This is a genomic window from Rhizobacter sp. Root1221, assembly GCF_001425785.1.
GTDB lineage: Bacteria > Pseudomonadota > Gammaproteobacteria > Burkholderiales > Burkholderiaceae_C > Rhizobacter.
In genome coordinates, this window is record NZ_LMDI01000012.1 from 208,729 (window position 1) to 221,674 (window position 12,946).

Annotated in this window: 11 protein-coding genes; 6 read left to right on the forward strand and 5 right to left on the reverse strand. The window is 66.9% G+C overall.

Annotated elements, in window-relative coordinates; genetic code table 11:
• The first annotated feature begins 6 nt into the window (after window positions 1–6).
• From ASC87_RS10830 to ASC87_RS10855, 6 genes are all read left to right on the forward strand, one after another.
• Window positions 7–1,077, forward strand: a complete 1,071-nt coding sequence (locus tag ASC87_RS10830; RefSeq protein WP_056660808.1) for an ABC transporter ATP-binding protein — start codon at window positions 7–9, stop codon at window positions 1,075–1,077.
• A gap of 2 nt (window positions 1,078–1,079) precedes the next feature.
• Window positions 1,080–2,162 (forward strand): ABC transporter ATP-binding protein, encoded by a 1,083-nt coding sequence (locus ASC87_RS10835; RefSeq protein WP_056660811.1) that lies wholly within the window; start codon window positions 1,080–1,082, stop codon window positions 2,160–2,162.
• The gene (locus tag ASC87_RS10840) at window positions 2,159–3,043 is read left to right on the forward strand and encodes a carbohydrate ABC transporter permease (protein WP_056660814.1); all 885 of its coding nucleotides are present in this window, start codon (window positions 2,159–2,161) and stop codon (window positions 3,041–3,043) included. The genes ASC87_RS10835 and ASC87_RS10840 overlap by 4 nt, the downstream gene beginning before the upstream one ends.
• Window positions 3,036–3,845, forward strand: coding sequence for a carbohydrate ABC transporter permease (locus ASC87_RS10845; protein ID WP_056660817.1), 810 nt, complete (start codon window positions 3,036–3,038; stop codon window positions 3,843–3,845). The genes ASC87_RS10840 and ASC87_RS10845 overlap by 8 nt, the downstream gene beginning before the upstream one ends.
• 13 nt (window positions 3,846–3,858) lie before the next feature.
• Window positions 3,859–4,167, forward strand: coding sequence for a DUF2160 domain-containing protein (locus ASC87_RS10850; RefSeq protein ID WP_056660820.1), 309 nt, complete (start codon window positions 3,859–3,861; stop codon window positions 4,165–4,167).
• A gap of 85 nt (window positions 4,168–4,252) precedes the next feature.
• The gene (locus ASC87_RS10855) at window positions 4,253–5,998 is read left to right on the forward strand and encodes an ABC transporter substrate-binding protein (protein ID WP_056660823.1); all 1,746 of its coding nucleotides are present in this window, start codon (window positions 4,253–4,255) and stop codon (window positions 5,996–5,998) included.
• 710 nt (window positions 5,999–6,708) lie between these two features.
• Here ASC87_RS10855 and ASC87_RS10860 read toward each other — a convergent pair.
• The 5 genes from ASC87_RS10860 to ASC87_RS10880 all read right to left on the reverse strand — a co-directional run bounded on the left by ASC87_RS10860 (window position 6,709) and on the right by ASC87_RS10880 (window position 12,943).
• Complete coding sequence (locus ASC87_RS10860; protein ID WP_162255145.1) at window positions 6,709–7,704, reverse strand: porin; 996 nt, start codon at window positions 7,702–7,704, stop codon at window positions 6,709–6,711.
• Window positions 7,705–7,878: 174 nt separating this feature from the next.
• A complete protein-coding gene (gene glcF, locus ASC87_RS10865) occupies window positions 7,879–9,135 on the reverse strand; it encodes a glycolate oxidase subunit GlcF (protein WP_056660829.1) in 1,257 nt (418 codons plus the stop codon).
• Window positions 9,136–9,141: 6 nt separating this feature from the next.
• On the reverse strand, window positions 9,142–10,236 hold the full coding sequence (glcE, locus tag ASC87_RS10870; RefSeq protein ID WP_056660832.1) for a glycolate oxidase subunit GlcE: 1,095 nt from the start codon (window positions 10,234–10,236) through the stop codon (window positions 9,142–9,144).
• Window positions 10,236–11,723: an FAD-linked oxidase C-terminal domain-containing protein gene (locus ASC87_RS10875; protein ID WP_056660835.1), complete on the reverse strand. Its 1,488-nt coding sequence runs from the start codon at window positions 11,721–11,723 to the stop codon at window positions 10,236–10,238. The genes glcE and ASC87_RS10875 overlap by 1 nt, the downstream gene beginning before the upstream one ends.
• A complete protein-coding gene (locus ASC87_RS10880) occupies window positions 11,720–12,943 on the reverse strand; it encodes an FIST N-terminal domain-containing protein (RefSeq protein WP_056660838.1) in 1,224 nt (407 codons plus the stop codon). The genes ASC87_RS10875 and ASC87_RS10880 overlap by 4 nt, the downstream gene beginning before the upstream one ends.
• Between the last annotated feature and the right edge of the window lie 3 nt (window positions 12,944–12,946).

Genomic DNA, 12,946 nt, shown 5'->3' on the forward strand with positions numbered 1-12,946 from the left:
GTCCCCATGCAACTGACCCTGGAGAACCTCAGCAAACAGGTGGGCCCCGTGCCCTTCCTGTACCCGCTGAACCTGAGCCTCGTGCCCGGTGCCGTGACGGTGCTGCTTGGCGCCACGCAGGCTGGCAAGACCACGCTGATGCGGCTGATGGCCGGCCTCGACAAACCCAGCGAGGGCCTCGTGAAGGTGGACGGCGTGGACGTCACCGGCGTGCCGGTGCGCCAGCGCAACGTCGCGATGGTGTACCAGCAGTTCATCAACTACCCGTCGATGACGGTGTTCGACAACATCGCCTCGCCGCTGAAGCTGCGCGGCGAGCAGGGCATTGCCGAGCGCGTGCTCGCGCTCGCGAAACGCCTGCACATCGAACCCTTCCTGCAGCGGTTGCCGGCCGAGTTGTCCGGCGGGCAGCAGCAACGCGTGGCACTGGCCCGTGCACTCGCCAAGGACGCGCCGCTGATGCTGCTGGACGAACCCCTCGTGAACCTCGACTACAAGCTGCGCGAGGGCCTGCGCGACGAACTCACCCAGCTCTTTGCCGCCGGCGACTCCACCGTCGTCTACGCCACCACCGAACCCACCGAGGCACTGCTGCTGGGCGGGTACACCGCCGTGCTCGATGCCGGCGAGCTGCTGCAGTACGGCCCCACCGCAGAAGTGTTCCACCGGCCGCAGTCGATCCGTGTGGCACGGGCCTTCAGCGACCCGCCGATGAACCTGATCGCCGCGCGGTCCGATGGCCAGGGCCTCACCCTGCCGTCGGGCGCGGTGCTGCCGCTGGCCGGGCTGGCGCCATCTGCATCCGAGGTGACGGTGGGGCTGCGCGCCAGCGCCTTGCGGGTGCACGAGCGGCCCGGCGACCTGGTGCTGCGCGGCAAGGTCGAGCTGGCCGAGATCTCCGGCTCGGACACCTTCGTGCACGTCGACACCGCCGAGGGGGAACTCGTGGCGCAGCTGACGGGCGTGCACTTCTTCGAACTCGGCGAGGGGGTCACGCTGTACGTGAACCCCGAACAGGTCTACGTGTTCGCCCCGTCCGGTGCGCTGGTGCGTGCCCCCGCGAAGAGGAGCGCCTGACCATGGCCCGCATCGACCTCGACCTGGCCCACGCCTACCGCCCGAACCCGCAGCGCGACGAGGACTACGCGCTGCTGCCGCTGAAGATGACGTTCCGTGACGGCGGTGCGTACGCGCTGCTCGGCCCGTCCGGCTGCGGCAAGACCACCCTCCTCAACATCATCTCGGGCCTCGTGACACCGTCGCATGGCACGGTGTCGTTCGACGGTGTCGACATGACCCGCCACACGCCGCAGCTGCGCAACATCGCGCAGGTGTTCCAGTTCCCCGTCATCTACGACACGATGACCGTGGCCGAGAACCTCGCGTTCCCGCTGCGCAACCGTGGCGTGGCACCCGACCGCATCAAGCAGCGGGTGGGGCAGATCGCCGAGATGCTCGAGATGAGCGCGCAGCTCGACACCCGCGCCGCCGGCCTGGCGGCCGATGCGAAGCAGAAGATCTCGCTGGGCCGGGGCCTCGTGCGCGAGGACGTCTCGGCGGTGCTGTTCGACGAACCGCTCACCGTGATCGACCCGCACCTGAAGTGGCAGCTGCGCCGCAAGCTGAAGCAGATCCACCATGAACTGAAGCTGACACTCGTCTACGTCACCCACGACCAGGTCGAGGCGTTGACGTTCGCCGAGGAGGTGGTGGTCATGACCCGCGGCCGCGCCGTGCAGGTGGGTTCCGCCGATGCACTGTTCGAGCGGCCCGCGCACACCTTCGTGGGCCATTTCATCGGCTCGCCGGGCATGAACTTCCTGCCTGCCCGCTGGGCCGGTGGCCTGGAGGTGGCCGGGCGGCCGTTGAGCGGCGGGACGTTGCCCGCGGCGCTGGCGTCCGCAGGCGAGTTCAAGCTGGGGGTGCGGCCGGAATACGTGTCGCTCGCCGCGGCCGACGCCCCGGGCGCGCTGCCCGCCGTCGTGTCGATGGTGCAGGACGTGGGCACCTACTGGCTCGTCACGGCCAAGGCCGGCGACGCGGTGTTGCGTTCGCGCCTGAGCCCTGACACCGTGCCGCCCCGCGTGGGCGACACCGCGTGGTTGACGGTGCTGGGCACCCACACGTGTTTCTACAACCGCAACGAGGAGCTGATCGCATGAAGCCGGTCAACCAGAAGGCCTGGCTGCTGATCCTGCCAGTGGTGCTGTGTGTGGCGTTTTCGGCGGTGCTGCCGCTGATGACGGTGGTGAACTATTCGGTGCAGGACATCATCTCGCCCGAGCGCCGTGTGTTCGTGGGCACCGAGTGGTTCAAGCTCGTGATGCGCGACGAGGAACTGCACGGCGCGCTGCTGCGCCAGATCGGGTTCTCGTTCGCGGTGCTGGCGGTCGAGATCCCGCTTGGCATCGCCCTCGCGCTGTCGATGCCGGCCACCGGCTGGCGGTCGTCGGCGGTGCTCGTGGTGGTGGCCATCTCGCTCTTGATCCCGTGGAACGTGGTGGGCACCATCTGGCAGATCTACGGCCGCACCGACATTGGCCTGATGGGCGCCACGCTCGCGCGGCTGGGGGTCGACTACAGCTACACGGGCAGCGCCACCGACGCGTGGATCACCGTGCTGGTCATGGACGTGTGGCACTGGACACCCCTCGTGGCACTGCTGTGTTTTGCCGGGCTGCGCGCCATCCCCGACGCCTACTACCAGGCCGCCCGCATCGACGGCGCCAGCAAGTTCGCGGTGTTCCGCTTCATCCAGCTGCCCAAGCTGCGCGGGGTGCTGATGATCGCGGTGCTGCTCCGGTTCATGGACAGTTTCATGATCTACACCGAACCGTTTGTGCTGACGGGCGGCGGGCCGGGCAACGCCACCACGTTCCTGTCGCAGTACCTGACGCAAAAGGCCGTGGGCCAGTTCGACCTGGGTCCGGCCGCGGCGTTTTCGCTGATCTATTTCCTGATCATCCTGCTGCTGTGTTTCATCCTCTACAACTGGATGCAGCGCGTGGGCACGCAGGGCGATGCGGAGGTGTCCCATGGATAAGCGGTTCAAGAAGCGCGTGTTCTTCCTCGCGCTGTACCTGCTGTTCGCGATCCTGCCGGTGTACTGGATGGTGAACATGTCGTTCAAGACGAACGAGGAGATCCTCTCCACGTTCAGCCTGTGGCCGGTCAACTTCACGCTGCAGCACTACAAGACGATCTTCACCGACGAGTCGTGGTACTCGGGCTACATCAACTCGCTGATCTACGTGGGCATCAACACGGTGATCTCGCTGCTGGTGGCGCTGCCCGCGGCCTACGCGTTCTCGCGCTACAGCTTCCTTGGCGACAAACACGTGTTCTTCTGGCTGCTGACAAACCGCATGACGCCGCCCGCGGTGTTCCTGCTGCCGTTCTTCCAGCTGTACACCACGCTCGGGATGATGGACACGCACATCGCGGTGGCGCTGGCCCACCTGCTGTTCAACGTGCCGCTGGCGGTGTGGATCCTCGAAGGCTTCATGAGCGGCGTGCCACGCGAGATCGACGAAACCGCGTACATCGACGGCTACTCGTTCCCGCGGTTCTTCCTGACGATCTACCTGCCGCTCATCAAGGCCGGGGTGGGTGTGGCGGCGTTCTTCTGCTTCATGTTCAGCTGGGTCGAGCTGCTGATGGCGCGCACCCTCACGAGCGTGAACGCCAAGCCCATCGTGGCCACGATGACCCGCACCGTGTCGGCCTCCGGCATGGACTGGGGCGTGCTCGCGGCGGCCGGCGTGTTGACCATCGTGCCGGGTGCGATCGTCATCTGGTTTGTGCGGCACTACATCGCGAAGGGTTTCGCGATGGGCCGCGTCTGAACGGGAGTACGAGATGTTCGAGTGGATGGCCTGGACGCTGCCGGTGGCGGTGTTCTTCTGTTGCATCGTGCTGATGCTGGCGGGCATGACGGTGTGGGAACTGCGTTCCCCCACCACGCTGCGCAAGGGGTGGTTGCCCATGGCCACCACCCGCGGCGATCGCCTGTTCGTGGGCCTCTTGATGGCGGCCTACGTGAACCTCGTGTTCGTGGGCTTCAGCGAAAAGATGACGGTGTGGTTCAGCCTCGCGGAAGAGCCGTCGGTGTGGATCAGTTTCATCGCGTCGATGGCGCTGCTGGCGCTGGTGATGCGCAAGGGTTAGTCGTTCGTTCCTGAATAGGCACCCGGTGAACCCTTCCCAGCCGTGTGCCCCTGCGATCCATTGGGAAGTCCTGAGGAGAGATGACATGACACAACGCTTGAAAGCGGTGGCACACGCCGCTGCCATCCTGGCGGCCGCGCTGGCCCTGGGCCAGGGCGCCTGGGCCGGTGAAGCCGAGGCCAAGAAGTGGATCGACAGCGAGTTCCAGCCGTCCACCCTGTCGAAGGACAAGCAGGCGGCCGAGATGAAGTGGTTCATCGACGCGGCCAAGAAGCTGCAGGCCAAGGGCGTGAAGGAAATCTCGGTGGTGTCCGAGACCATCACCACGCACGAGTACGAATCGAAGACGCTGGCCAAGGCCTTCGAGGAGATCACCGGCATCAAGGTCAAGCACGACCTGATCCAGGAAGGTGACGTGGTCGAGAAGCTGCAGACCTCGATGCAATCCGGCAAGAGCATCTATGACGGCTGGATCTCCGACTCCGACCTGATCGGCACCCACTACCGCTACGGCAAGGTGATGTCCCTCACGGACTACATGGCTGGCGCCGGCAAGGAGTTCACGAACCCGGACATCGACATCCCCGACTTCATCGGCCGCAGCTTCACCACCGCGCCGGACGGCAAGATGTACCAGCTGCCCGACCAGCAGTTTGCCAACCTCTACTGGTTCCGCGCCGACCTCTTCGCCCGCAAGGACCTGAAAGACAAGTTCAAGGCCAAGTACGGCTACGACCTGGGCGTGCCGCTCAACTGGAGCGCGTACGAGGACATCGCCGAGTTCTTCACGAACGATGTGAAGACCATCGACGGCAAGCCCATCTACGGCCACATGGACTACGGCAAGAAGGATCCGTCGCTGGGCTGGCGTTTCACCGATGCATGGCTCTCGATGGCCGGCACCGCCGACGTGGGCATCCCGAACGGCATGCCGGTGGACGAGTGGGGCATCCGCGTGGCCGACGACAAGTGCACGCCGGTGGGGGCCTCCGTGTCACGCGGTGGTGCCACCAACTCCCCGGCCGCCGTGTACGCGCTGACGAAGTACGTCGACTGGATGAAGAAGTACGCCCCGAAGGAAGCCTCCGGCATGACCTTCGGTGAATCCGGCCCCGTGCCGGCCCAGGGGCAGATTGCACAGCAGATCTTCTGGTACACCGCCTTCACGGCCGACATGGTCAAGCCCGGCCTGCCGGTGGTGAACGCCGACGGCACGCCGAAGTGGCGCATGGCCCCGGGCCCCAACGGCCCGTACTGGAAACAGGGCATGCAGAACGGCTACCAGGACGTGGGCTCGTGGACCTTCTTCAAGGCCCATGACGCCAACCGAACGGCCGCTGCGTGGCTCTACGCCCAGTTCGTGACCAGCAAGACCGTGTCGGCGAAGAAGTCCGCGGTGGGCCTCACGTTCATCCGTGACAGCGACATCCGCCACGAGTACTTCACCAAGAATGCCAACAAGTACGGCGGCCTGATCGAGTTCTACCGCAGCCCGGCCCGGGTCGCGTGGACCCCTACCGGCAACAACGTGCCCGACTATCCGAAGCTCGCGCAGCTGTGGTGGAAGAACGTGGCCGTCGCCGTCACCGGTGAAAAGACCCCGCAGGCCGCGATGGACAACCTGGCCGAGGAGATGGACCAGGTGATGGCCCGCCTGCAACGCGCCGGCATGGCCCAGTGTGCGCCGAAGCTCAACGCCAAGGGCGATCCCAACAAGTACCTGAGCGACAAGGGTGCGCCGTGGAAGAAGCTTGCCAACGAGAAGCCGAAGGGTGAAACCATCGACTACGAGAAGCTGCTTGGCGCTTGGAAGGAAGGGCGTGCTCGCTGATCGATAAGCTAGGTTAGACCGCGGCTCCGAGCCGCGTGCAGTAGATGGCAATCTGCCGTCGGCCTCTTCAATGGGGTCGGCGGCATTTTTCTTCCATGAGCGAAATCTCGGACAGTAGGCCGCGACGCATGAATAAGGCGCTCATCTGAAAGGGACCTTAAGAACTCGCTGAAGCGATACTCTGAGGAGCCTTCGGAGGGATAGTAAATTGGCCGATGGAGGATCAAGCGGTCGGGTCCTCGGCGACTGCGCAGCGATCGCAATCCACGTACGCCAACGCCGGAATCGGGTCTACAGCAGAGGAGAATGCATGGGGAGAAGAATCATGCGAGAGACGAATCGATTCGTCGCTTTTGACGGCGATGGTGGCAAGCACATCGTGCGAGTGCTACAGCAATTTGCCGAGATCGTGTCCTCGAAAGGTATCAAGCTCGTACCTACAAGCAAGTGCGTTCATCAACTGGCGAACGGCGACTTGCTCGTGGCGCGAGAAGATCGACTGCTTGAAATTGTCAAGACACGAGAGTTGCTAACGAGGCCCTAGGCGCCACGGTTCGTCGCTCTGTCTGCGCTGTAAAGCAGCCTCGTAACTCGGTCTAGCAGACATCAATGGGAAGAGCAGATAGGCCTCAATAGAAAAAGCGCACGGCCGGGAAACCCGAGCGTGCGCTCCTTATGTCAGGCCACCGAAGTGGCCCAGACGTCGGCTTTTAGAAGTTGTGCTTCACGCCGATGTCCCAACCCGTCTTCTTCAGAGCGGAGTTGGCACGCACAGCGTCGTTCTTCTCGTTCACGACGTCCGTGTAGATCGTGGTGCGCTTCGACAGGGCGTAGTGGTAGCCGATGCCGAATTGCTTGTCGAGCTTGGTCTTGGCGCCGCCAACTGCAGCTTCGTTCTCGAGCATGGCGTAGCTGGTCTTCAGTTCGCCGTTGCCGATCGGAGCGGTCAGGCCGAGGATGTAACCACGACGCTCGTCATCGTTGTTGGCGTTGCCGAAGCCGTACAGGCCGATAACCTTCACGACCTTGAAGTCCCAGGCGGCGTTGATGGTGGTCCACTTGGCGTTTTCGTTGGCCGGGTTCTCGAAGCCCACGCCGACCGTGATCGGGCCGCCGGTGTACGAAGCAGCCAGCGAGTACGGACGGTCTTCACCGACTTGTTGGGCCTTGATGCCCGACGTGGCGGTTTGCTCAGCGGCCGTGGCGCGCTCGGAGATTTGCGCGCCGACGGTCAGGCCGCTGAACGTGCCACGGTAGTTCACCGAGTTGGCGTAACGGGTGGTGGCGATGCCACGGCCGTTCAGGATCGTGGTGTTTTGAGCCACGGTGTCCGTGCCGAACGGATCGGCAGGAGCTTGCGACAGGGCGTATGCAGCGCTGTCTTCACGGCCCAGGTAGAAATCACCGAACGTGGTGCGCAGGCCGACGAACGACTTGCCGTCCCAGAACACGGGGTTGGCAACGCCGTCATCCGGCGTGAAGCGGTGTTCGAACTGGAAGAAGGCCTTCAGGCCGCCACCCAGGTCTTCAACGCCACGGAAGCCGAGGCGGCTGGCCGAGCCTTGACGGACTTCGACGTTCTTCACGCCTTCGGAGTACTGGGCAACGCCTTGGTCCACACGACCATAGATGGTGACCGACGATTGAGCGAATGCGGAGCCGCTGACAGCGGCGATCGCGGCAAGTGCGAGCAGAGATTTTTTCATGGTGTGCATTCCAACTTATTTGAGGTCAATCGGCTGTCCATGATCGATGGCGCCGGAGGGCGTGTTGCAAGAGGTGCCTCACATCACGACAGAACGCATTGGAGCGCAGGAAGTGGGCGCTGTCACCGATAATGGTGCACACCGTTGGCAGCAAGCCACAGTGGCTTGACGTCATCAGTCAGTCACGCGCAAAGAGGGGAAACCCCGAGAAAGGGCCTCGTCCACCACCTCAACCCAATGCATCGTGGGGATATCGGTGCCACTCTGCAGGTGGGTGATGCAGCCGATGTTCGCGGACACGATGGCCTGGGGCCGCGTGGCTTCGAGGTGGCGGAGCTTACGGTCGCGCAGTTTCAGTGCCAATTCGGGCTGGAGCACCGAGTAGGTGCCCGCCGAGCCGCAGCAGAGATGAGACTCCACGGATGCGACGCTCACGTTAAATCCCATATTGCGCAAATGGATTTCGACGCCCCCGCGTAACTGCTGGCCGTGTTGCAGCGTGCACGGCGGATGGAAAACCAGGTCGCGCCAACGGGGTTTCTTGAGGCGGGGTTTGAGGACCGGCACCAGCGCCGGCAGCAGCTCGCTCAGGTCGCGGGTTTTCTCGGCGATGCGGCGGGCCTTGTGGGCATAGGCCGGGTCGTGCGCGAGCGCGTGCCCATACCCCTTGACCGTCACGCCGCATCCGGAGGCGTTCATCACGATGGCCTCGACCTCGTCGACCAGCGGCCACCAGGCGTCGATGTTGCGGCGCATGTCGTCGAGGCCACCGGCGGCGTCGCTGAGGTGGGTGCGGATGGCCCCGCAGCAACCGGCCCCGGCGGCCACCACGGTCTGGATGCCGGCGGCGTCGAGCACACGGGCGGTGGCGCTGTTGATGTTGGGCGCCATCGCCGGCTGCACGCAGCCGGTGAGCAGCAGCACCTTGCGGGCGTGCGTGCGGGTGGGCCAGTCACGGGCGGACGCGGGGGCGGGCGGCGGCACCTTCGCCTTCAGTGCCTGGGGCAGCAGCGGGCGAACGGCCTGTCCCAAGCGCATGGCCGGGGCAAAGAGGCGGGACGTCAGCCCCTCCTTCAGCAACCAGCGCAGCGCGCGTGAAGGCGCCGGGCGTGGCACCCGGGCGTCGACGATCTCCCGGCCGATCTCCACCAGGCGCCCATATTGAACACCGGACGGGCAGGTGGTCTCGCAGTTGCGGCAGGTGAGGCAGCGGTCCAGGTGCAGCTGCGTGGTGGCCGTCACCGGGGCCCCTTCGAGCGCCTGCTTGATCAGGTAGATGCGGCCGCGCGGGCCGTCCAGCTCGTCCCCGAGCAATTGGTAGGTGGGGCACGTGGCGGTGCAGAAGCCGCAGTGCACGCAGTTGCGCACGATGCCCTCGGCTTCGGTGCCTTCGCGGGTGCCCTGGAATTCAGGGGCAAGGTGGATCTGCATGGGACCTCACAGGCCGGGGTACAGGCGGCCGGGGCAGAAGATGCCGGCCGGATCGAAGGACTGCTTCAGGGACCGGTGGATGGCTGCGACCGGCGGCGCGAGCGGCGCGAACACGCCGGCCGACTTGTCCTGGCCCCGGAACAGGGTGGCGTGCCCGCCCACCAGCGCCGCGGCGCGCCGCACCTGGGCCGCGGGCGCGGGGGTGCACCACCAGCGCTGCGCGCCGTGCCACTCGATCAGCTGTTCGCCCGGCAGCCCGAGGCCGGGGGCGGTCTGCGGGACCGACAGGCGCCACAGCGGTACACCGCGTGACACGGCCACCATCGCTTTCTCGAAAAATTCGTCCGTCTGGTGGCGCAGGCCTTGCCAGAACGGACTGGCGAGCGCGGGCTCCACCACGTCGCCGCCGGCGTCGCGGAACGTGGCAATCGCGGCCTGCACCGCGGCCAGGGCACCCCGCAGCCGCACGAGCAGCGTGCCGTCCCACCAGGCGCTGGCGTTCAGCGGCAGCGGCTGGCCGCCCCACTCATTGAGGTGGGCCAGCGCCGAGGCTTCGTCGAACCCGAAGCGCACCGTGGCGGTGGCGGGGGCCAGCGGCAACACCTTCAGCGACACGTCGACCAGCACCCCGAGGGCGCCGAGCGACCCGGCCAGCACCCGCGACACGTCGTAGCCCGCCACATTCTTCATCACCTCACCGCCGAACTGCATCAGTTCACCGCGGCCGTCGAGCAGCGTGGCCCCGAGCAGGTGGTCGCGCACGGCGCCCACCGACGCCCGGGACGGCCCCGACAACCCGGCCGCCACCATGCCCCCCACGGTGCCCCCGCGGGCGAAATGGGGCGGTTCGAACGCGAGGCACTGGTTCTTCTCGGCCAGCGTGGCCTCCAGCTCGGCGAGCGGCGTGCCGCACGACACGGTGACCACGAGTTCGGTGGGCTGGTAACTGACGATGCCGGTGTGCCCCCGCGTGTCGAGCACCCGGCCCACTGGCGCCTCGCCATAGAAGGCCTTCGTGCCGCCGCCGCGGATCTCCAGCGGTTCGCGGGCATCGTGCGCGGCGCGCACCTGGTCGATCAGGGCGGTGAGGTTCGGGGTCATCAGAAGCGGGGAATCTCCGCAAAGGCGAGCAGGCCGCGCCGCACGTGCATCTTCCCGTACTCCGCACAGCGGGACAACGTGGGGATGACCTTGCCCGGGTTCAGCAACCCGGCCGGGTCGAAGGCGTGCTTGAGCGCCAGCATGCGCTCGCGCTCGGCCGGGGAAAACTGCACGCACATCGATGACAGCTTCTCCACGCCCACGCCGTGTTCCCCGGTGACCGTGCCGCCCATCGCGACACTGGTCTCGAGGATGTCGGCCCCGAACAGCTCGCAGCGGTGCAGCTGGTCGGCGTCGTTCGCGTCGTACAGGATCAGCGGGTGCAGGTTGCCGTCGCCGGCATGGAACACGTTGGCGCACCGCAGGCCGTACTTCGTTTCCATCGCGGCGATGGCCTGCAGCATGTCGGCGAGCCGGCGGCGCGGGATGGTGGAGTCCATGCACATGTAGTCGGGGCTGATGCGCCCGCTCGCCGGGAAGGCGTTCTTGCGCCCGCTCCAGAAGCGCAGGCGCTGGGCCTCGTCCTTGCTGACCTCGGCGCGCGTGGCGCCCGATGTCACCAGCACGTCGAGCATGCGCCCGATCTCCTCGTCCACCTCCTCGGGCGTGCCATCGCTTTCGCACAGCAGGATGGCCTCGGCCGACAGGTCGTACCCGGCGTGAACAAAGTCCTCCACGGCGGCGGTCATGGGCTTGTCCATCATCTCGAGGCCTGCCGGGATGATGCCGGCGGCGATGACGTTGGCCACCGCGTCGCCGGCTTTCCGCAGGTCGTCGAAGCTGGCCATGATGCAACGGGCCACCACCGGCTTCGGCACGAGCTTGACCGTCACCTCGGTGATGACGGCCAGCATGCCCTCGCTGCCCACCACCAGGGCCAGCAGGTCGAGGCCCGGGGCATCGAGTGCCGGGCCGCCGAACACCACCGGTTCGCCGGCCGCGGTGAACCCGCGCACGGCCAGCACGTTGTGCAGCGTGAGGCCGTACTTCAGGCAGTGCACCCCGCCCGAGTTTTCCGCCACGTTGCCGCCGATGGTGCAGGCGATCTGGCTGCTGGGGTCGGGGGCGTAGTAGAGACCGTGCGGGGCCGCGGCTTCGCTGATGGCGAGGTTGCGCACCCCGCACTGAACGACGGCCGTGCGTGCGAGCGGGTCGACGTGGACGATGCGGTTGAACTTGGCGAGGCTCAGCGTGACCCCGAGCGCATGGGGCAGCGCGCCCCCGCTCAACCCGGTGCCGGCGCCGCGTGCCACTACCGGCACCTCGAGCGCGTGGCAGGCCTTCAGCACGGCCGCCACCTGGTCGGCCGTTTCCGGCAGGGCCACCAGCAACGGCACCTGGCGGTAGGCGGTGAGCCCGTCGCATTCGTACGGCACGGTGTCCTCGTGCTGCCACAACAGCGCGTGAGCCGGCAGCAGCGGTTGCAGGGCCGCCACCACCTGGGCCTGGCGCGCGGCGCGGTCGGGGGCGCGGGTGGGGTGGTTCATGCCGGTGACCCGTTCGCGAACACGGTCAGCACCCCCGTGTAGCCATACAGATGGTGGTGGGCGATCTCGCCCGCGGCAAAAAAACCGACCAGCGGCACGTCACCCAGCGCGTGGCGGATGAGCGCCAGCTCGGCCGACGGGGCGCCGAAGTGCGGCCCCCCGCGGCCGGTGCAGCTCACGTACACGGCGCCCGCGATGCCGCGCGCCGGGTGGGGTGCGCTGTCGGCCAGTCCCGGATTCAGCGCCAGTGCTTCGGCCAGCGGCAGGGTGTCAGGCTCCAGTTCCTCGCGGATCTCGCTGCAGATGCGCACCAGGTCGCGCCGGGCGCCTTCGACGTGGCGGTGGCAGAACGCCAGCTGCATGCCCTCGCTGACCTCTTCGCTGACGGCCACCCCCCGGTGTTTCGGCTCGATGCCGATCAGGTGGCGCACGCGGGTGTCGGTGCCGAACTGCCCCGGGTGGGACAGGAGGTGGTCGCGGCTGTCGCTCAGGCCGACCAGGGTCTGGCGCAGTCGTGGCAGGGCCTCGCGCGGTTCGGTGGCCGGGACGCCGAGGTCGCGCAACAGCACGTCGAGCGCGGGTTCGCCATCGAGGGCCAGCACGAGGTTGCGTTCTGCCCGCGTGATGATCCGCACCGGCCCCACGGGCTGGCAGCCCTGCGTGACCCGGGAGACCATGGACACCCCGGCAGCGAACGCCACGCCCGACAACCCCCCTTCGAACACCCCGTCGGCCACCTGGACCGTGTGGGTGCGCGACGAGGCCAGGCCGCCGAACAGGTAACCCGACGTGGTGCGTGTGCTCATCTCGGCGATCAGCTCGGGCAAGTCGGGCGTGGCCGGGTCGGCATGGACCAGCGCCGCCGCGGCCGGGAACCCGGCCAGCGGCCGGGCGCCGGAAAACACCCGGAACTGGTCGCGCGGCAGGCCCGCGAGCATCAGCACGAGCGCGGGTTCGTCGATGTACTCGGCGCCGTTGGCCGCCACCCCGACCCCCACCGTGCCGACCCAGGACACCCCCGGCCAGCGCGAGGTCAGTTCATCGAGGAGTGCGGCCGCCTGCGGCGCGTAGTGGTCGCTGAAATACACCCAGCCGAGCGTGGGATCGGCCACGTGACGCCCCGCCGGGTCGGCGCGCTGGGCGTCGATCTGCGCCGCGGCCAGCGCAAGGGCCATGCGCCAGTCGGGGTGGGTGGCATGGGCGTGGGCAAAGAGCTTCATCGT

Bases quoted from the DNA above. Each gene is read 5' to 3' on its own strand.
- ASC87_RS10860 (WP_162255145.1), bottom strand. From the start codon at position 7,704: ATGAAAAAATCTCTGCTCGCACTTGCCGCGATCGCCGCTGTCAGCGGC.
- ASC87_RS10840 (WP_056660814.1), top strand. From the start codon at position 2,159: ATGAAGCCGGTCAACCAGAAGGCCTGGCTGCTGATCCTGCCAGTGGTG.
- ASC87_RS10830 (WP_056660808.1), top strand. From the start codon at position 7: ATGCAACTGACCCTGGAGAACCTCAGCAAACAGGTGGGCCCCGTGCCC.
- glcE (WP_056660832.1), bottom strand. From the start codon at position 10,236: ATGACCCCGAACCTCACCGCCCTGATCGACCAGGTGCGCGCCGCGCAC.
- ASC87_RS10835 (WP_056660811.1), top strand. From the start codon at position 1,080: ATGGCCCGCATCGACCTCGACCTGGCCCACGCCTACCGCCCGAACCCG.
- glcF (WP_056660829.1), bottom strand. From the start codon at position 9,135: ATGCAGATCCACCTTGCCCCTGAATTCCAGGGCACCCGCGAAGGCACC.
- ASC87_RS10880 (WP_056660838.1), bottom strand. From the start codon at position 12,943: ATGAAGCTCTTTGCCCACGCCCATGCCACCCACCCCGACTGGCGCATG.
- ASC87_RS10855 (WP_056660823.1), top strand. From the start codon at position 4,253: ATGACACAACGCTTGAAAGCGGTGGCACACGCCGCTGCCATCCTGGCG.
- ASC87_RS10875 (WP_056660835.1), bottom strand. From the start codon at position 11,723: ATGAACCACCCCACCCGCGCCCCCGACCGCGCCGCGCGCCAGGCCCAG.
- ASC87_RS10845 (WP_056660817.1), top strand. From the start codon at position 3,036: ATGGATAAGCGGTTCAAGAAGCGCGTGTTCTTCCTCGCGCTGTACCTG.
- ASC87_RS10850 (WP_056660820.1), top strand. From the start codon at position 3,859: ATGTTCGAGTGGATGGCCTGGACGCTGCCGGTGGCGGTGTTCTTCTGT.